Raw genomic sequence first — 18,227 nt, 5'->3', positions numbered from 1 at the left:
AATAAAAGAATAGGTAAAAAAAATTTAACCTATCAATTGCCTCCGGTGATGTTTATATTGTGAGCAAAGCCGGGCAATGTCAGACACCCGCAACTTAACTTAACACTACATTATAACACTCATTATAAACGCAGGGTTGCAATCAATCGTTTGGGCTGCAGCAGCAGCTCCAGTCCTTCATTGATATCCTTTACCGCCACACCGGCATTTTGCAGCGCCTGCACGGAGGTTCCCTCCGGCCCTAAAATCACAATGCCCAGGGCCGCTTTCGCCAGCATCAACCTGTCGTTGGCTCCGTTGCCTACCGCCACGGTTTGCTCCGCCCCCAGACTTTCCACAAAGGCTTCTTTTTCTTTGCCCCCGACCGGTTGGGTCAGAATCTGAACGGCGCCTTTGATGCCCCTGCACTCACCCCGGCACTTGCCGAAGGTGTCGGCAGTCAGGATATGTACTTCAATACTCTCGCTGAGCCGGTTCAACCTTTCCTCAACGCCGGGCAGCAGCATGCCGTCTTTGGCCATCGTGCCGTTGTAATCAAGCACAATATATTTTAGCTGCAGCGTGCCGCGGCCGGGTATATCCACGGAAATCAAGCTTCACACCTCCTTTCGATGGGGATGATTCGCCCGCCGGCGCTCTCATCCAACTTAATTAAGCTCTGCAAGTTAACCAGGTCTTTTTTAACCTGCTCGACGATTAACAGCTGCTTTTGAATTTCCGCCGCGGCCGCGCCGGTATGTTTTTCGCCCGATTCTTTTTGGGCCAGGGCGCGTTCCAGCACGGCCCGCGTCTGGCTGACCACCGCCTGGAACTTTTCTTCCAGAGCCCTGGCGAACAGGCGCACGCTTTTTTCCACCCGCTCCCGCATGTCGTACCGCACCCGGCCGCAGTTGCGGTCCAGCTCCTTATCCACCTTGGCCGTCATTTCCCGCAGGATGATGGGACCGGAAATGAACCGGGGCAGAACGGCGGCGGTGATTTGGATGGGGTCGGGCAGCAGCAGCCCCGGCTCATCGCCTAAAATATAGTAGAGTTTGCTTTCGGACGTCAGCCGTTCCACCTTGGTAAAGCCCTCCAGGCTAATCTCAAAAATGCTGGCGGAATGCTTGAGCAGCTCTTCCACTATCTCGTTGGTTTTGCCGGTGAACCTTTGCACCAGGTCGTCAAATCCCTGGCTGACCTTTTGGTCCAGCTCCGGGTACCATTCCTTTAAATTTTTTTCCACAGCATTATAGATCATATTTTCCAGGTGGCCGATCAGCAGCCGGCCTCCCAGTCCGCATTCCCGGCAGGCCCGGTTGACTTGCGCCTCGATCAGCTCGCGGCGGGTTGCGCGAAACCTGGTGATTTCCTGTTCCATTGCGGCCAACAGGCGGTCGACTTCTCCTTTCAATAAGTAGCTGTTGTCCAGCTGCTGCTGTTCCAGCTGCCGCACCATTTGATCAAATAGTTCAACCTTTTTCTTTAGGTCCTGCAGCGGTATTCCCAGCGCTTTTAGCTCCAATTCCAGGTTCAGTTTCAGTTCGCCGGAAGCGTTGATGCCCTTGGTGATGGCCGCCGCCAGCACGGTTTGGCCCTTTTCCCGCATTAAAAAATGCTGCAGCTCCTGCTCAAACCGGGGCAAAAGGCTGTTTTGCAGTTTTACCCGGTCGCCGGTTATTTTGCCCTCCAGCGCCAGCTTGGCGGACAGGGGGTAAACCTGCACCCGGTGATAGCCCAGCTGCTCCGCCAGCGTTTTTTTAGTAAAATCCAGGGCTTTTTCCCTGTCGCTGCCTTTCAGGTAATCTATTTTGTTCAGAATAAAAAAGGTTTTGGCGGAATACCGGCTGATTTTGGTAAGAAATTCACATTCCGCTTCACTGATGGGCTGGTCGGATGAAAGCAGAAAAATAGCGGCGTCGACCATAGGCAAGTATTTGTATGTTTCATCTGTGTTGTTCTTATAGATCGAGCCCACGCCCGGCGTATCGATTAACAGCACACCGTCTTTCAGGTAAGCGGAAGGGTAGGCCAGGGTCACATGGCGCACATTTTTACTATTGCCCGGGTTGCCTTCTTCTGTTACGTATTCCGGTAGCTCTTGCGGGGTTATTGGCTTGGTTGCGCCATTTTCAAAATAAATGGTAATTTGCATTTGCTCCGCGTATTCAATTAAAGTCACAATGGATGTGAGCGGCACCACGCCGGTGGGCAGCACCTCATCGCCCAGCAGGGCGTTTAAAAAAGTTGTTTTGCCCCTTTTGAACTGTCCCAGGACAACCAAATGAAACCTGTCTTTGACCAGTTTTTGCTGCTGTTCTTCCAGGTAAGCGGCTAAAACTTGGTTGCCCCGGCCTGCGGAGAGCTTCTCCAACACTTTCAGGGCGCTTACAGTTTCCTGTTTAGCGCGGGCGTATTCCACTGCCATTTATAAATCACCCCTTTGACCGCTATTGTGTTTTTTAAAAAAGTCATGCCACCACTTTAAATCGAAGATAAATTTTTTTTGGGCTAATAACGGGAGGTTATTTAAAATGCTCAAGACTGCTTCCTGCTCCGCGGTTAACCCGGCTTGATTGCCGTTTTTATTGCTTTCCGTCAACCCAAACAAATAATCCAGGCTGACATTGAAATACCTGGCAATTTTTAAAGACAGCAGGTAACCTGGCGGCCTGCGCCCGGATTCGCAGCCGGCCAGCACGGATTTATGGCAGTCCAGTATTTCCGCCAATTGTTCTTGGGTCAGGCCGGATAGTTTACGCAGCCGGTGCAGCCGTTCTGCAAACACAGGCAGGTTTTCAGGAATTTGCTCCAGTTCCGCCCGGGCCGTCAATTCCGCCAGCGGATGTTCCAGCGCTCTGGCCAGTTTTTTGACCATGCGCGGGGTTGGTTTTCTGCTGCCCTGCTCCAGCCTGCATAAAGTGCTGGGGTCTATCCCCGCTAAACGGGCCAGCTCCTTTTGGGTCAAGTTGTTTTTATTGCGGAGCTGTTTCAGGTAACTGCCGAATGTTTGCATAAAATCACCTTTCACATGATGCTCCGGTAAAGCCAACCAATTACATACCCGGCTTGTGCGGTAAATTAAAAAGCTCCTACCAAACCCGGCAAGGGTGGTAGGAGCTATTAGCTTTGCAGCGTTAAGCGAGCTCCATCGCTGTAATATTTAACTTATAACAAATGTAATTGCCCGGAAAGAAATAGTCAATTGTTATATTCTGCAAATAATAATGATTATAACCATCCCATATAATTGTGCTCGGTAATTCTGTGCCATTCTTTGATTTGTAATGTTTAATTTGTCATTTAACAATTGTTATTAAACTGCCCTTTGCGCTATGGGTTGCTACATCGTTTCACTCCTCAATTATCACGAATTATCACGCGATGGATTGAATTTTTTATAGTATTGACAATTGTGTGCAATGGTTTAATAATGTTTATAACTATTGTTAATGAAATAATAAGGCCATACGCAAATTTGTAGGGGTGGACGGCCCTGTCCGGCCGCCGCAAAAGGAAAGTCCCCAACTTATGGAGGTGGCATTGTGGAATGGTTGATTTTAATCTACAAAATACCGGCTGAGCCCTCCCGGTACAGGGCTTCGGTTTGGAGAAAAATTAAAGAAATCGGGGCGGTTTACCTGCAAAATTCAGTTTGTATCCTACCTTTTAACAAAAAAACCGAACGGATTTTCCGTAAGATTAAAAATGAAATTGAGAATTACGGCGGTGAGGGATATTTAATCAAGGCTGATTTTATCGGCCCGGAAAACAAAATCATTAGTTTGTTTAACGATATCAGGGACGAAGAATACGCCGAGGTAATAGAGAAGTGCTTTGATTTTTTCTATGAAATAGATGCTGAAACAAAGGCGATGCATTTTACCTATGCCGAGCTGGAAGAAAATGAAGAGGACTTGAAAAAACTATACAATTGGTTTGAAAAAGTACGGGGGCGGGATTATTTCACTTCATTCCTGCAGGAAAAAGCCTACCAGCTGTTGGCAACGTGCCGGGCTTGCCTGGATGACTTCGGTGACCGGGTGTTCGCCCGGGAGGATATGGAGCAAGATAATTAGCTTTGGCTGGGCCGGTTGGAATTGACGCCAATAACAATAACATATGATGGAAACCATGATGACGGAAAGGTGGTATAGTTTTAAATGTTTAACATAATTATCCTCGGCCTGACCAGTTTATTAACCGATATAGGCTCCGAAATGGTCTACCCTTTAATCCCGTTGTTTTTAGTGCAGCAGCTGGGGGCTACCCCGGCCGTTGTCGGGTTAATCGAGGGATTTGCCGAAAGCCTGGCTTCCCTGCTTAAAGTGTACTCCGGCCGGGTATCGGATAAGCTGCAGCGCCGCAAGCCGCTGGCCATAGCGGGATACGCATCTTCCGCGGTAGCCAAAATTCTCATCATTGCGGCGGTTTCCTGGGGTTGGGTGCTGGCGGGGCGCATCGGGGACCGTTTCGGCAAAGGCGTCAGGACCGCCCCCCGGGATGCCATTATAGCTGATTCCACCGACCCGGATAAAAAGGGCAAATCCTTTGGACTGCACCGCGCGCTGGACACCGCCGGAGCAGTAACCGGTGTTGCTCTGGCTTATTACTTGTTTACATCATATCATGGGAATTACCGCCATGTATTCATCTGGTCACTGGTTCCGGCTTTCCTCGGGGTGCTGGTTTTGGCGCTGGTGCGGGAGGCCAAAGGGAAAATGCAGAAAACCGGGTCCAAGGATTTATCGCTGAACTGGCAATCCTTAAACCCCCGTTTAAAAGGTTTTTTAATTGTGGTATTTCTTTTCGCCCTGGGCAATTCGTCCAACCAGTTTTTGCTTTTGCGGTCTTCGGACCTGGGCATGAGTACGGCGCAGGTTATTTTGCTGTACCTGGTATTTAACGTCAGCTACGCCCTTGTTTCCTTCCCGGCGGGCGCGTTATCGGATAAAATCGGCCGCCGGCGGTTATTGATTGCTGGGTATTTAATTTATAGTGCCGTATACCTTGGTTTTGCCCGGGTGCACGATGCCGGCCATCTCTGGCTGCTATTCATTATTTACGGGCTGTATAACGGGATTACGGAAGGCGTGGAAAAAGCTTTGGTGGCCGATGTGGCGCCGCAACAGCACAGGGCCACCATGCTGGGACTGCACGCTACTTTAGTGGGCATAGGGTTGCTGCCGGCATCCCTTTTGGCCGGCTTGATCTGGAACTATTTTGGCGCTGCCTATACGTTTTATTTTGGGAGCGTGATGGGCCTTTTGGCGGCGCTGGGCCTGGCGGCGGTGTTGAAATTGGAGGACACCAGGCAGGCCGGTTAAGCTTTTTAATAAATTCAATATCAAGTGAATTTCTTGACTATCCAAACCAAGGTAATATAAAATAACCAAAAAATAGTCAGGCGATGGGGCCCGCCGTAGAACCGCCGGTCAGGCTAACAGCTCCTACCAACTTGTGGTAGGAGCTGTTTTGTGTTTATACATAGGTAATAAAATTTCTTCAAAAGTTAAGCTCAAAACCTATTTACCAAGGAGGAATCTTTTTTATGAAAATCACTGCTGTAACAGCCAGGGAAATCCTTGATTCCCGCGGAAACCCGACCATAGAAGTGGAAGTAACTCTGGAAGACGCTTTTATGGGCAGGGCCGCCATACCTTCGGGCGCCTCGACGGGAACAAGGGAGGCGCTCGAACTCCGCGATAAAGACCCCGACCGGTTTGGGGGCAAGGGCGTTTTACAGGCGGTTGATAACGTCAATTCCATTATTGCCCCGCAGATAACCGGCATGGATGCCTTTGACCAGTCTGCCGTGGATTATGCCATGATTGAACTTGATGGCACGCCGGAAAAAAGCAAACTGGGGGCCAACGCCATTTTAGGCGTTTCCATCGCCACCGCCAAGGCCGTCGCCTCCATGCTCGGGATACCCATCTACCGCTACCTGGGCGGGGTGACCGCTTATGAATTGCCCGTTCCCATGATGAATGTGCTTAATGGCGGCAAGCACGCCGATAATAATATTGATACCCAGGAGTTCTTAATTGTACCCGCGGGAGCGCCCAGCTTTAAGGATTTTTGATGAGGGAATAAAAAAAGTCATCGCCAATTCCATCTTAATTAAACTTAACCAGATCGGAACTATAACAGAAACCCTGGAAACCATGTCTATGGCCCAAAAAGCAGGATACACCACGGTTATTTCCCACCGGTCGGGGGAAACCGAAGACACTTTTATTGCTGATTTCGCTGTTGGAACAAGCGCCGGCCAGATCAAGACCGGCTCTCTTTCAAGATCCGAAAGAGTGGCCAAATACAACCAGCTATTGAGAATAGAGGAGTCATTAAGCTATTCTACCTTCAGCGGGGGCAACATATATAAAGCGTATAGATAATTATTGGCGACACTGTGCTTTAACCGGGGTATCATCAGCCACTGTCATTGCGAGCGTGGCGAAGCAATCTCGCTCCTCGCAATGAAAGACTTCAAGCTAACGCAAGGAGATGTTTTATAATGAGAAAACAATTGCTTAAATCATTTTTTGAGAAAATTAGCGAAGGTGATTTCGAGGTTAAATATTGGGACGGCGAAGAGGTGCGGTATGGTACGGGTATCCCCCGGGTGAAGCTGGTTTTCCACAAGCCGCTGCCCCTGTCCTTTAATCTGGAAGACCCAGTGTTATCCTTTGGTGAGGCCTATATGGACGAAATTATTGATTTCGAAGGCAGCCTGGAGGAGATAATCCGCATTGCGGAATTAAACAAGCATAATTTTACCTCCAACGGACTCAAAGGTAAAGCGTTTTCCGCCATCAAAACACTTGGCGGCGCGGCCGCCAGGCTTAAGCAAAAACAAAACATCCGTCACCATTATGACCTGGGCAATGACTTTTTCTCCCTGTGGCTGGATGAAACCATGAGCTATTCCTGCGCTTATTTTAAAACCCCCCAGGACTCGCTGCACCAGGCCCAAATACAAAAGATAGACCATATCCTCAAAAAGATGCAGCTGCAGCCCGGGGAGCGCCTGCTGGATATAGGCAGCGGGTGGGGATGGCTGATTATCCGGGCGGCCCAACAGTACGGCGTGCGGGCACTGGGCATTACGATCAGCGAAGAACAATTCCGGGCCACTAAAGAGCGTATCAGTCAATTGGGTTTAAGTGACCGGGTCGAAGTCAAACTGCTTGATTACCTGGACCTGGATGAAAAAGAATACCAGTTTGACAAAATAGTCAGCGTCGGCATGTTTGAACATGTGGGTAAAGAAAACTTGCCCGTATACATGGAAAAAGTAAACAAGTTGCTTGTTCCCGGCGGGCTGTCCCTGCTGCATACCATTTCCGGGGTGAATGAAAACCCCGTCAATTCCTGGATAGACACTTATATTTTCCCCGGCGGCTATATTCCTTCCCTGCGGGAAACAGTGTGGCTTTTGCCGGAATATGATTTTCATACCTTGCACATAGAAAGCCTGCGCATGCACTATGCCATGACTTTGGACCGGTGGTATGAGAATTTCTGCAACCATATTGCCGACGTTGAAGAAAAATTCGGCCGGCGGTTCGTACGCATGTGGAGTTTATACTTGCGCAGCTGCGCCGCTTCCTTCAGGACATCGGGATTGGATGTCTACCAGATGCTGTTTTCCAAGGGACTTAATAACAGCCTGCCGCTAACGCTGGAGCAGGTATATGCTTAAACTGGAACAGCTGGCCAAATCACATGCCGCTATATGGTGATGCGGCCTGGCACCAAGCCGCATCTCTCTGAATGCTGGCCCTGGTAATAGTAGTGCCGATACCTGCCCCTAAAATAAAACCTAAAGACTGTTTTAAGGTTATAATGGACGCATTAGTGAGGCTAACCAATATAGCACACCACCACCCTTGAGGGCCAGACTATGTTAAAAAAGCGCAAAGAAAATGTTAAAAATAAGTTAAAATACTCATTAACAATATTGTACTATATTTCACATGTTAGTCAATAAAATACTCCTTATAAATTGCGCCGGTTTTTTCCCGGTCTTTGCGCCAGAAAACAATTAAAGCCACCGCAATAATTAAAACCCTATTGTATAACTACAGAAAAGATGCTATTATGTCTGTAGCATTGATAAGTGCATGATGCACATAGGTTTATGTTCTCAAGCATGTCCTTGAAAGATAGATCGTCCAGCTTAATCAAAATGATCCGATGCTAGTTTTGTGCAAAATCAAGGATATCTTTCATTGTAAACCGGACTACGGCCAAGTGGTTTTGATCTGGTGACCGGGCGGTCGCTTGAACGGGGAGGTAAAAATGATTGCGGGAAAAACTGAAAATGGTGCCGGTGTTTCTGTGGACAGAATGATCCAGCCCATGCTTCTTTTGCTTATTTTGAAAAAACCGACCCACGGTTATGAACTGATCCAAAGCTTTAATGCTTTGCATGAAGGTGAAATTGTGGAGCCGGGCACTATTTACCGGAACTTGCGGCGCATGGAAAAAGAAGGGTTTGTTTTATCCAGCTGGGAGGCTTCCGAATCCGGGCCGGCCAGGAGAAAGTACGACATCACCGAAGATGGGATTAAAGCCCTGCGGGAAGCTGTGCTGAAACTGGAGCAGCAAAAGCAGCAAATTGAAGATTTTTTAAATGAGTATAAAGATTTAACGGCAAGGGGGGATATTGATGAAAACTGACCCGAACGCGCTGAAAATACTGCACGCCGGCGCGTTAAGAAAGCCTATCAAAGAATGCATCCATATCCTTTGGGAAAAATACCCTAATTTAAAAGTTGAGCTTGATTACGCAGGTTCCCGGGCCTGCGCCAAAGCCGTGGCGGAAGGCAAAATTGTAGATGTGATTGCCCTGGCGGATTACCAGGTGTTTAACGATATTTTAATACCCCGGTTTGTGGATACCTCCTTTGTTTTTGCTGCCGACCAAATGGTGCTGGCCTTTGATGAATTTTCAACGGACAGCAACAAAATTAACGGGCAAAACTGGATGGATGTGCTGCTGGGCAACCCAACTATTAAATACGCGCGTTCCGATCACCGTCTTGACCCCTGTGGTTACCGGACTTTGATGCTGTGGCAGCTGGCGGAACAATACTACGCCAGGCCGGGTTTATACCAGTCGCTGGAAAACGGCTGGAGCAACTTATACCCCAAATCACTCGACCTGGCCGTGGCCTTGATGGAGGGTAAAATTGACTATGGCTTTGAGTACTTGTCTGTGTCCAAGCAAATGAATTTGCAATATATCCGGTTCCCAGTGGAAATTAATCTTAGTGACCCCCGTCATGCTGATTATTACGCCCGGGCAAAGGTTATTATAGAAGGCAACTATCCCGGCCTGGAGACGGAAATTTTGGGCGCACCCATAGAATTTGCCGTATCTATACCCAAAAATTCCAACCAAAAAGAGCTGGCCCGGGAGTTTATTGAGATTCTCACAGGGCCCCGGGGGGAGGAAATATTGGAAGCAAACGGGCTGATTCCCTGTTAGAATAACATTTCACATTGTTTACATTGGGGATGGTTCTTAATGTGATTTTTAATGTGGATTATACATATTAAATTATCAAAAGGGGTGCATCTAATTGTATTTTCCTGTTTCCGGTGTGGAGATTAACCCGCTGATTCCCCCGCTGGTGGCGTTTATTGTCTCGTCCATTACAGCCTCCGCCGGAGTATCCGGCGCATTTTTACTGCTGCCTTTTCAGGTGAGTGTGCTGCACTTCACCAGTCCTTCGGTCAGCCCGACCAACTTGATTTATAATATCGTTGCCATTCCGGGCGGCCTGTACAGGTATATCAAAGAGGGGCGGATGGCCCGGCCATTGACCTGGGTGGTGGTTGTGGGCACTCTGCCGGGGGTTTTCTTGGGTTCATGGGTGAGGATAAAGTACCTGCCCGACCCCCGTTCGTTTAAATTATTTATGGGCGGCGTATTGTTATATTTGGGGATCAAAATTGTCACTGAATTTACCGGTGGCTCTAAAAAACAAAAGGCGCAAAACAAAGCGCTGGAGCAAAAGTTTAAGGAACGGGTGGCTCAGATTAAAGCGGAGAGCAACAAAAAAATAGCCGCCGGGCTGCCGGCGGATGCTATTGTGAAAACCAAGAGTTTTTCCTTGTCCAAAATTGAATATGAATTCTGGGGTGAAACTTATTCCTTCAGCACCATGACCATTTTTACGCTGGCGCTGGCGGTGGGTTTGATTGGCGGCATTTACGGTATCGGCGGCGGCGCTATCATTGCACCTTTTTGCGTTTCCATTCTGGGTTTGCCCGTTTACACCGTAGCCGGGGCGGCCCTGGCCGGGACGTTTCTAACTTCCATCGCCGGAGTGGTATTTTATACCATTTTGGCGATGACTGCCGTGGGCGCATCCGCCAATGTAGCGCCCGACTGGGCGCTGGGTGCGCTGTTCGGGGTTGGCGGCCTGCTCGGGACATACTGCGGCGCGTATATTCAAAAGTATCTCAAGGAGAACATTGTGAAAGTCATTATGGCGGCATTGATTCTGTTCCTGGCGCTGCAGTATATTATTCAGTTTTTTATTTAATAAAAAATGTCAATTTGCTGTTTTGCTATGGCACACTGATGGGCTACTGCAAATAATGTCAGGTGGGCGCCAATTGTATTTTGCAGCACAGTGCGGGAGAGTTGGTTTGCAGCGATAGCCACCGGCACCCGCATGGTTGCAGAAAAGAAAAATGCAACTATTATCGAGGATAGCGATGGTGAATAACCTTTGAAAATTTCCGTAATTACAAAACCACCAAGCGGTTTTTTCCATCCTTTCCGGTCCCAAGTGGAAGCGGTGACCGTTTTTTGGGAAAAATGGAACACCTAATTTATAACCTGCCCAATATGAAACGGTTCGTCCGATTAAGCAACCCGAAGCAGCTACAATAAAGAATTTTAACTGCGGGTAGAGGGTAAAGTATTTTGTTTTGCAAATTGGCCATAGCGAAAAAGACGCAAACCGAAATTAGTTAACGGCCGCAAAAACGAACTGAATTTCCACATTAATAGCCCACTTAAAGATCCTATTACTATTCCGGCAAGAACATCGGTGGGCCAGTGTACTCCGGCACAAATCCTTGCTATGGCAGTGCAAAAAGCTAACAAAGTAAAACTTATGCGAACCCAATAATTTGCTTTACCCCATGAGGCGGCAGCAAACCCGAAACTGCCTGTAGTATGGTCGCTGGGGAAAGAAGTATCGGCAGCGTGCTGAATAAGCTGGGAAAACGTCCCTTTGGGCAGCACAGTAAAGGGACGGGGCCTAAACCAGATATGGGCAATCAAAGCATTGACAGCCAGCCCTAGAGCCCCGGATAAAACCATAACCACCAATGCATGACGGCGGTTGACCTCCCGCTTAGGCAGCGTCACCCACGCAATAATAAATAAAAGAGCATAAAGTTCCAAAGAGTAGTTTGCAAAAAAGGTTATTAGAAAATCAAGCATTGAGCTTCTGCCAGAGAGGCCGTTAAAAAACTGAAACCATTGCAGATCAAACCAATTCATATCATTTACCCCCCATTATGGCATAGCCTACATTTAATATAGTACCGGTTAATACTTAGAATTTCCTTAGAATTGATTAGTTTTTAAACATGTAGAACAAAAATAATGGATTTGGACATGCTGGACACACTTGGTCGAGCCTTGTCCAAGGATGTGATTACCGGCAGAACACCCGGCAAATATAATGGAACTAGCTAATAAAAGAACCAAACCCAAAACCATTAATAAGATAGGCTTCGTAGCTTTGGCATAACATTCTGTGCCGCTGGAACGGCGGTCAAATGCCTGGGGAGTTAGGTTGCAGTAAGGGCCTACTATGAACCAGGAAGCCCCGCAACTTTGCTTGTGCTCTTGGAAGCACCTTCCTGAGCGAAGCGAAGGGAGGGGTAGTTCACACTTATCTAATACCTGCTTTTCCTGAACCCTGTTCATACCCATTTGGGCAAAAAAACCTCCTGGTAGTTTCATTAACAAGCGGCACTAAACAGTGCCGCTTGTGTTATCCAAGGGAAAAAGGTTATTTTAATCTTCATGTTCAGTGTTGTCGTTATCCGGACCGTCATTACTTTCTTCTCGATCGTTTGCCAGGTTTTTATCCTGATTATTGTCCTGTTCAAAATCCCGGGCTAATACCTTGCCATTACCGGCGTCTATCTTGACGTCCGTAGTTCCTTTTACCGTTTTAATTTCCACGCTGTATACTACATTGCCATTTTCATTGTCCAGTGATACCTTGTTTACTTGCCCCGGAACGGCCTTCATAGCGCTGGCCCGGGCTTGCTCCGCCGTAATCTTGGCCAGTTGCTTCAGGGCATTACTCTCCGCTGCTTCGTTGCCTTTATCTTTTATTTCTTTTACGTCCTGTGAGTCTGCCATACGGACAGAGCTTTCATATGTTGGTTGTTGCTCATCCTGTTGTTTATTTTCTTGTGTTACTGATACTGCTGCTCTGGTGTCTTGAGCGGCAGCTTGGGCCGTATGCGCCTTGTAAGCGCCCGCACCTGCAGCTACTCCTAGTATTAAAATACCGGAAGCCAAATACGACATTAATTTCTTGTTCAAATTAATTCCTCCCTTTGGCAAATTTTAAAGTGTAATGCTGTTGTTAACCCATGATGAGCTTTAAACTAAAATAAATTTAAACACCCCCTTTTCAAACCTGTTATAAATGTAAACTCTTAACTTTGGAAAATGATTAAAGAAAAATTAAAATAATATTAGAATCAGTTCTAATGTTTTTTTAATCTTCTTTTTGTACAATAAACGGGGTGATTACGTGATGGCTAACAATATCAAACCACATATTCTGGTGGTTGAAGATGAGGAAAGTCTGGCCCGTTTTCTCCAATTGGAGCTGAATCACGAGGGTTTTCATGTAGAAACGGCACAGAATGGCTATGAGGCGCTTGGTAAGATTACTGACGGCAGGTGGGATTTGGTGCTTTTAGACCTTATGCTGCCGGGTCTGGACGGTTTTGAGGTTTGCCGCCGTATAAGGGAATATTCGTGTATTCCAATTATCATGTTAACCGCAAGAGATGCCATACTTGATAAAGTTAAGGGGTTGGATATTGGAGCAGATGATTATATAACCAAACCATTTGCGGTTGACGAGCTCTTGGCCAGAATCAGGGCGCGTTTGCGCCAGTCACCGGCAGCAAGACGCGATGGAACTTCAATTAAAATAAAAGACCTGATTATAAATTGCGATACAAGACAGGTAAAAAGAAACGGGGAAGCAATCCCCCTCACCAGACGGGAATTTGATCTGTTGTGCTATCTGGCGGAAAACGCCGGTATTGTCTTAAGCCGGGAAACTATTCTAACCAATGTATGGGGCTATGACTACTATGGCAATACCAATGTAGTAGATGTATATATCAGCTATCTGCGTGCTAAAATAGATGAGCCCTTTTCCATGCAACTGCTGCATACTGTAAGGGGAGTAGGCTATACATTGCGGGGTGAGTAATTAATGCGTTCTGTAACCTGGCGCCTTACCATTTGGTATGCCGCAATTTTGTTGGCTATTTTATTTATTTGTGGTGCGGCGGCCCTGGGGGTTATGCGATATTTGCTTTATACCGAGGCAAGCCGGGAAGTGGAAATGGCTGTGGCCAAAGTGCAAGATTTAACTGATACTGAAGTTGCAAACAATAATTATGACGAAAGTTACGAACACATGGACCTTAATGACCCCGAGTTAACCTCCTCTGCGGATTACGGCATTCTCTGGGTACAAATTACTACCCGTAAAGGACGTGTATTGAATAGTTCCCGGGCTTTGGGGAAAAATATTCTACCTTCTGATTATATTGGCCCTCCCGGCACAGCTGTTTTTCATGGTAAAAAAATACTTATGGCCGGTGCCATACTTTCAGACAATGCGCTGGTGCAGGTAGCCAAGCCGCTGGACAGAGAGGTCGGGTTTCTTAAAACACTGGCCGGTGTTTTGGGGTTACTGGCTATGTGCGGGATGGTTTTGACTATAACCGGAGGACGTTTGATTACCAGGGCGGCCTTAAGGCCGGTGCATAGCATAACCCAAACGGCCAGGCAGATAAGTACTACAGATTTAAGCCGGCGCATTGATTTGCACAGCCCGCGGGACGAGCTATACACACTCACGGAAACCTTTAACCAAATGTTGGACCGCTTGGAACAGGGTTTTCACAGACAGCAGGAGTTCGTGACTGCAGCATCCCATGATTTGCGCACGCCTTTGACAGTGATTAAAAATTATTCTGACTTGCTAAACAGGTGGGGGAAAAATGACCCGTCGATTGTGAACGAGTCTGTTCAGGCGATAACGAAAGCTGTGGGAACAATGGAAAGACTGGTTAACGAACTGCTGCTTTTGGCCCGCTTGCAGACTAAGCCTCCATTGGTTGCCAGGCCTGTTTCTTTAATTGAACTGGCGGAAGAAGCAGTGCAGGAGGCCAAAGCTATAGCAAAAAACCTGACCATAGAATTTGGGCATGTGGAAAGCGCAATGGTGGCAGCAGATGAACATTATTTACGCCGCGTTCTATGGATATTGATTGATAATGCCATTAAATATAACAGGCCCGGGGGGAAAATTACCGTCAATGTTGCTACTGAAAAAGAAAAAAAGAAAGCAGTACTTTCTGTTATTGATACCGGACAGGGTATAGCTGAAGGTGATCTATCAAGGATTTTTGATCGATTTTACAGAGGGGACCCGGCACGCAGCCAAAGTAAAGGCTTTGGCTTGGGCCTTGCCATTGCCAAAGAAATTGTTGAAGCCCATGGGGGGATGATTACTGTAAAAAGCCGGCTTGATTACGGCAGTATATTTACAATAGTGTTACCTTTAGCCTAAACCAACATTAAAAACCCGGGTGCCGGCCACCCGGGTTTTTAATTACAAAAGAGCTATCTTTTACTTAGCTTGGGCTCCATTAGCATACCCGGAACCCATCATGCCGCCATAACCGCCGTTATAACCACCCATCATGCCATAGCCACCGGTAAAGCCACCCATCATACCCATGCCATACTTGTTGTGAAAGTCCCGCATGTAGTTAAAATGCTCCTTCCAGGCCTTGGCCTGGTCCGGTGTCAATTGGCCGTTCTTTTGAGCATTATCCAGCCACTTTTGGTGCCAGTCAAACATCTGATTAAACCATTGCTGGTTCTGTGTGTCCTGTCCCTGCGGTGTTTGCACTGTTACTGCCGCAAAAGCGGGAATTGCCAGAGCCAAAACCAGAATACCTGCAACGGCTAAAAACCAAAACCTTTTTTTCATAAAAAATTCCTCCTTTAAATTTTTTGCATTATTTGCAGGCAGTTTAAAGTCGTGCCCGGGACCATCTACGGCACCCGCCCTTACAGTGAGCCACTTGTCTTAACATCCATTGTTTTCTAAGCATTTGCTTCAAACCTCCTTTATGAACTTATGGCATATAAAGCCCCCGGGGTTACTTATTATAGGTTGAGTTCCTCTTTAACGCGCTCGTATTCTTCTTTGGTAATTTCACCTTTAGCATAGCGGCGCTGCAGCAAAGCCAACGGTTCCGGCCCACCGGCCGCTACATTTCTCCGTCCGCGGTCCCATAAAGCAAGCACCAGGTAAATAATCCCTACCAGAACTGCCACCGGCAGCAGCATGCTTAACAACATGGACAATCCCCAGCCCAGGCTGCTGAAACCGCCACCGAATCCAAATCCCATCATGGGCAAAACCTCCTTTCCGAATGTTCTATTTGTTTATGTTTTCTTGCTTGACTCTACTATAAACTAAACATTTAACAGAAGTATGGCATAAGTATCACAATTTTGTAACAATGAAGGGGCTGCCCATATGCACTGGTCTTTTAGCCTGCACATGCTGGTATTTAATTGAAAAAGAATATAAAATAAATGTGTAATATAGAAGAAAATGTCGTTAATTAAGATAGCTGGCTGAGGTTAAACATGATATCGCAATTGGAGGGTAGGATGATGGAAAATACTAAAAAAATACTGGTTGTGGATGATGAGCGAAAAATCCGCGAATTAGTGCGGCTTTATTTGGAAAAAGAAGGCTTTGAGGTCGGGGAAGCTGCCGACGGGCAGAGCGCTTTGGATTTATACAAAGATGAAGAGTGGGATTTAATCGTCCTGGACCTGATGATGCCGGGCATTGACGGCTGGGCGGTTTGTAAGGAAGTAAGAAAAAACTCCAATATGCCCATCATTATGCTCACCGCCCGGGACGATGAAATGGACCGTATACTTGGCCTGGAACTGGGCGCCGACGACTACGTGGCCAAGCCTTTCAGCCCGCGGGAACTGGTGGCCAGGGTAAAAGCGGTGCTGCGCCGCACCAAGATGGCGCCACTCCCGGAGCAGCCTGACGGAGCTCACATTATTCAGTTACCGGGCCTGTCCATTAATCCGGAGCTGCGCCTGGTATTGGTTGATGGCCGGGCCGTAAACCTTACCCCCAAGGAGTACGAGCTGCTTTACCGGCTGGCCAGGTCGCCCCGGCGCACATTCACCCGGGAAGAGTTGTTGGAAACCATTTGGGGCTATGACTACATGGGTGATACCCGTACGGTGGATACTCATGTAAACCGTTTAAGGGATAAACTGCTCAAAGCATCGGGGAATAAATCGTCTTACATCTCGACGGTATGGGGAGTTGGCTATAGATTTGAGGTGAAATAAAAATGAACATTCTGCGTAGAAGCGTGGTGTTAAAACTATGGCTGATTATGGTCACGCTGGTATTGATAATTTTATATATTACCGGCGTTCTCCAAACCGCCAAGTTAAGGCAATTATACTATAACCAGCAGTTGGAACTGCTGACCGGCGAGGCCAAGCATATATCGACTATTAAAAACATTAATGACCAAAACATGAACGTTAACCTTTTATCTACCCTGGCCGGAGCGTTTAAGGGCAACATTATGGTTATAAACAAGCAGGGCTATATTGTGCATTGCATCGGCATGGGCATGAGCATGAAAAATGTTGCCGGCGAAAAAATCAGTGTGGTAGGTCATCATGATTTGCCCTGGAAGAAATCCGATTTGCAAGCAATAATGCAGGGAAAGACCGTCTCTTACCGGGGGGCCTATCATTTTTTGAACTCGGATGTATTAACTGTGGCGGTGCCCTTATATAATGAAGGACAAGTAACCGGCGCAGTTATGTTAAGTTCACCCCTGGGACCGATAGAGGAGCGTATCGGCACCCTGCAGAGAAATACCCTCTATGCCGGGATGATAGGCATTGTGCTGGCAACTGTTTTGAGCCTGTTGTTATCCCGCACCATATCCCGCCCTTTGCTGAAAATGCACCGGGCAGCCCGGTCAATGGCCTTTGGCGATTACTCCCGCCGGGTCGAAGTGAAATCACAGGACGAGATCGGTTTACTGGCCAATTCTTTAAATACCCTGGCGGCTGAATTGCAAGAAAAAATTACTACTTTGGAGCGGCTGGACAAAACCAGGCGTGAGTTTGTGGCCAACGTTTCGCATGAACTGCGCACCCCCCTTTCCATTATCCAGGGGTATACTGAAGCGCTGATGGACGGCATGGCCGAATCAGAAGCTGAACGCAACAAATACCTGGCGGATATCCATGAAGAAATCCTCCGGCTGCGCAGGCTGGTTGCCGAAATTCTGGACTTGCGCAAAATTGAAGCAGGCCGGTTGGAAATGAAAACGCGGGAAGTTTCTCTTGCCCATCTGGCCAGCCAGGTGTTTAAGCAATTTCAAGCCCTGGCTAAAGATAAGCAAATCACAGCGTCCCTGGATTTCGTGCCTGGTTCATATACCGTTAAAGTCGATCCGGACCGCATAAAGCAGGTTCTGATCAATCTTATTGACAATGCTGTGCGGGTAACCCCGCCGGGAGGCCAGGTTAAAGTATCCCTAAAGGAATTCAAGGATACAGTACAAGTTTCCGTTACCGATTCGGGGCCGGGAATACTACCGGAAGAACAGCCGTTAATCTGGGAGAGGTTTTACAAGGTGGATAAATCACGCGCCAGAACAGGCGGCGGCACCGGCTTGGGACTGGCTATTGCCAAGAATATAATAGAAGCCCACGGCGGCTCAATAGATGTCAGCAGTAAGCCGGGGCGGGGAAGTACTTTTTATTTTGTCATCCCCAAGTAATAAATCCCCGCCTTCCTTATCCGGAGTGAGCCGGCGTGCCAAAAGGTGGGTAAAAAGGCGAGGCTGTACCCAGTAACTAATGGGTA

General features: G+C 47.5%; 19 protein-coding genes, 1 pseudogene and 2 riboswitches. Of the genes and pseudogenes, 11 read left to right on the top strand and 9 right to left on the bottom strand.

The genetic code is table 11. The features are described from left to right. Positions 1–122: 122 nt before the first annotated feature. From H569_RS0107855 to H569_RS21740, 3 genes are read right to left on the bottom strand one after another with little or no spacing between them, the layout of a single operon-like run. Positions 123–584, bottom strand: coding sequence for an HAD family hydrolase (locus H569_RS0107855; protein WP_309294779.1), 462 nt, complete (start codon positions 582–584; stop codon positions 123–125). Positions 585–589: 5 nt separating this feature from the next. Then, positions 590–2,407 (bottom strand): dynamin family protein, encoded by a 1,818-nt coding sequence (locus H569_RS0107850; RefSeq protein ID WP_027364547.1) that lies wholly within the window; start codon positions 2,405–2,407, stop codon positions 590–592. After that, complete coding sequence (locus tag H569_RS21740; protein WP_081410927.1) at positions 2,408–3,010, bottom strand: helix-turn-helix domain-containing protein; 603 nt, start codon at positions 3,008–3,010, stop codon at positions 2,408–2,410. A gap of 76 nt (positions 3,011–3,086) precedes the next feature. Beyond that, positions 3,087–3,144, bottom strand: a riboswitch (Fluoride riboswitch). Positions 3,145–3,524: 380 nt separating this feature from the next. On the opposite strand from H569_RS21740, the gene H569_RS0107835 reads away from it, so the two are divergent. The 4 genes and pseudogenes from H569_RS0107835 to H569_RS0107820 all read left to right on the top strand — a co-directional run bounded on the left by H569_RS0107835 (position 3,525) and on the right by H569_RS0107820 (position 7,684). Further along, positions 3,525–4,058: a Chromate resistance protein ChrB gene (locus H569_RS0107835; RefSeq protein ID WP_051273442.1), complete on the top strand. Its 534-nt coding sequence runs from the start codon at positions 3,525–3,527 to the stop codon at positions 4,056–4,058. An 84-nt stretch (positions 4,059–4,142) separates the two neighbouring features. Next, a complete protein-coding gene (locus tag H569_RS0107830; protein WP_027364545.1) occupies positions 4,143–5,306 on the top strand; it encodes an MFS transporter in 1,164 nt (387 codons plus the stop codon). A 70-nt stretch (positions 5,307–5,376) separates the two neighbouring features. Continuing rightward, positions 5,377–5,439: riboswitch (Fluoride riboswitch) on the top strand. 91 nt (positions 5,440–5,530) lie between these two features. After that, positions 5,531–6,377 (top strand): annotated as a pseudogene (locus H569_RS21735) (phosphopyruvate hydratase). Between the two features lie 119 nt (positions 6,378–6,496). Continuing rightward, positions 6,497–7,684 (top strand): SAM-dependent methyltransferase, encoded by a 1,188-nt coding sequence (locus H569_RS0107820; RefSeq protein WP_081410926.1) that lies wholly within the window; start codon positions 6,497–6,499, stop codon positions 7,682–7,684. A gap of 19 nt (positions 7,685–7,703) precedes the next feature. On the opposite strand, the gene H569_RS23450 is transcribed toward H569_RS0107820, so the two are convergent. Then, on the bottom strand, positions 7,704–7,853 hold the full coding sequence (locus tag H569_RS23450; RefSeq protein WP_261339968.1) for a hypothetical protein: 150 nt from the start codon (positions 7,851–7,853) through the stop codon (positions 7,704–7,706). A 430-nt stretch (positions 7,854–8,283) separates the two neighbouring features. Here H569_RS23450 and H569_RS19635 point away from each other — a divergent pair, with 430 nt between their 5' ends. From H569_RS19635 to H569_RS0107805, 3 genes are all read left to right on the top strand, one after another. Continuing rightward, on the top strand, positions 8,284–8,664 hold the full coding sequence (locus H569_RS19635) for a PadR family transcriptional regulator (protein WP_051273438.1): 381 nt from the start codon (positions 8,284–8,286) through the stop codon (positions 8,662–8,664). Continuing rightward, positions 8,654–9,475 carry an extracellular solute-binding protein gene (locus H569_RS0107810; protein ID WP_027364543.1) on the top strand — a complete coding sequence of 274 codons (822 nt, stop codon included), beginning with the start codon at positions 8,654–8,656 and terminating at the stop codon, positions 9,473–9,475. Before H569_RS19635 ends, H569_RS0107810 begins: the two co-directional genes overlap by 11 nt. A 94-nt stretch (positions 9,476–9,569) precedes the next feature. Beyond that, entirely contained in the window at positions 9,570–10,538 is a 969-nt protein-coding gene (locus H569_RS0107805; RefSeq protein ID WP_027364542.1) for a sulfite exporter TauE/SafE family protein, read from the top strand. On the opposite strand, the gene H569_RS0107800 is transcribed toward H569_RS0107805, so the two are convergent. The 3 genes from H569_RS0107800 to H569_RS19630 form a co-directional block, all read right to left on the bottom strand. Further along, positions 10,535–10,825 (bottom strand): hypothetical protein, encoded by a 291-nt coding sequence (locus H569_RS0107800; protein ID WP_027364541.1) that lies wholly within the window; start codon positions 10,823–10,825, stop codon positions 10,535–10,537. The two genes, H569_RS0107805 and H569_RS0107800, sit on opposite strands and share 4 nt — an antisense overlap. Positions 10,826–10,897: 72 nt before the next feature. Continuing rightward, complete coding sequence (locus H569_RS0107795) at positions 10,898–11,509, bottom strand: phosphatase PAP2 family protein (protein WP_027364540.1); 612 nt, start codon at positions 11,507–11,509, stop codon at positions 10,898–10,900. Positions 11,510–12,031: 522 nt separating this feature from the next. Continuing rightward, positions 12,032–12,571: a PepSY domain-containing protein gene (locus tag H569_RS19630; protein WP_034629881.1), complete on the bottom strand. Its 540-nt coding sequence runs from the start codon at positions 12,569–12,571 to the stop codon at positions 12,032–12,034. A 217-nt stretch (positions 12,572–12,788) separates the two neighbouring features. Here H569_RS19630 and H569_RS0107785 point away from each other — a divergent pair, with 217 nt between their 5' ends. Continuing rightward, positions 12,789–13,481: a response regulator transcription factor gene (locus tag H569_RS0107785; RefSeq protein ID WP_034629880.1), complete on the top strand. Its 693-nt coding sequence runs from the start codon at positions 12,789–12,791 to the stop codon at positions 13,479–13,481. 3 nt (positions 13,482–13,484) lie between these two features. Beyond that, entirely contained in the window at positions 13,485–14,852 is a 1,368-nt protein-coding gene (locus tag H569_RS21255) for a sensor histidine kinase (RefSeq protein WP_051273436.1), read from the top strand. Positions 14,853–14,912: 60 nt separating this feature from the next. On the opposite strand, the gene H569_RS0107775 is transcribed toward H569_RS21255, so the two are convergent. Together H569_RS0107775 and H569_RS0107770 are read right to left on the bottom strand one after the other, a co-directional pair. Beyond that, entirely contained in the window at positions 14,913–15,278 is a 366-nt protein-coding gene (locus H569_RS0107775; RefSeq protein ID WP_027364538.1) for a hypothetical protein, read from the bottom strand. Positions 15,279–15,457: 179 nt separating this feature from the next. Beyond that, on the bottom strand, positions 15,458–15,706 hold the full coding sequence (locus tag H569_RS0107770; protein WP_034629878.1) for an SHOCT domain-containing protein: 249 nt from the start codon (positions 15,704–15,706) through the stop codon (positions 15,458–15,460). A gap of 264 nt (positions 15,707–15,970) precedes the next feature. Here H569_RS0107770 and H569_RS0107765 point away from each other — a divergent pair, with 264 nt between their 5' ends. Both H569_RS0107765 and H569_RS0107760 read left to right on the top strand, forming a co-directional pair. Continuing rightward, positions 15,971–16,681: a response regulator transcription factor gene (locus tag H569_RS0107765; RefSeq protein ID WP_081410924.1), complete on the top strand. Its 711-nt coding sequence runs from the start codon at positions 15,971–15,973 to the stop codon at positions 16,679–16,681. A gap of 2 nt (positions 16,682–16,683) precedes the next feature. Continuing rightward, on the top strand, positions 16,684–18,141 hold the full coding sequence (locus H569_RS0107760) for a sensor histidine kinase (RefSeq protein WP_051273435.1): 1,458 nt from the start codon (positions 16,684–16,686) through the stop codon (positions 18,139–18,141). The last annotated feature ends 86 nt before the right edge of the window (positions 18,142–18,227 follow it).

The organism is Desulfotruncus alcoholivorax DSM 16058, from assembly GCF_000430885.1.
Lineage (GTDB): Bacteria > Bacillota > Desulfotomaculia > Desulfotomaculales > Desulfallaceae > Desulfotruncus > Desulfotruncus alcoholivorax.
The sequence above is the reverse complement of the archived record's forward strand: the minus strand, read 5'-3'. Positions and strand labels throughout refer to the sequence as shown.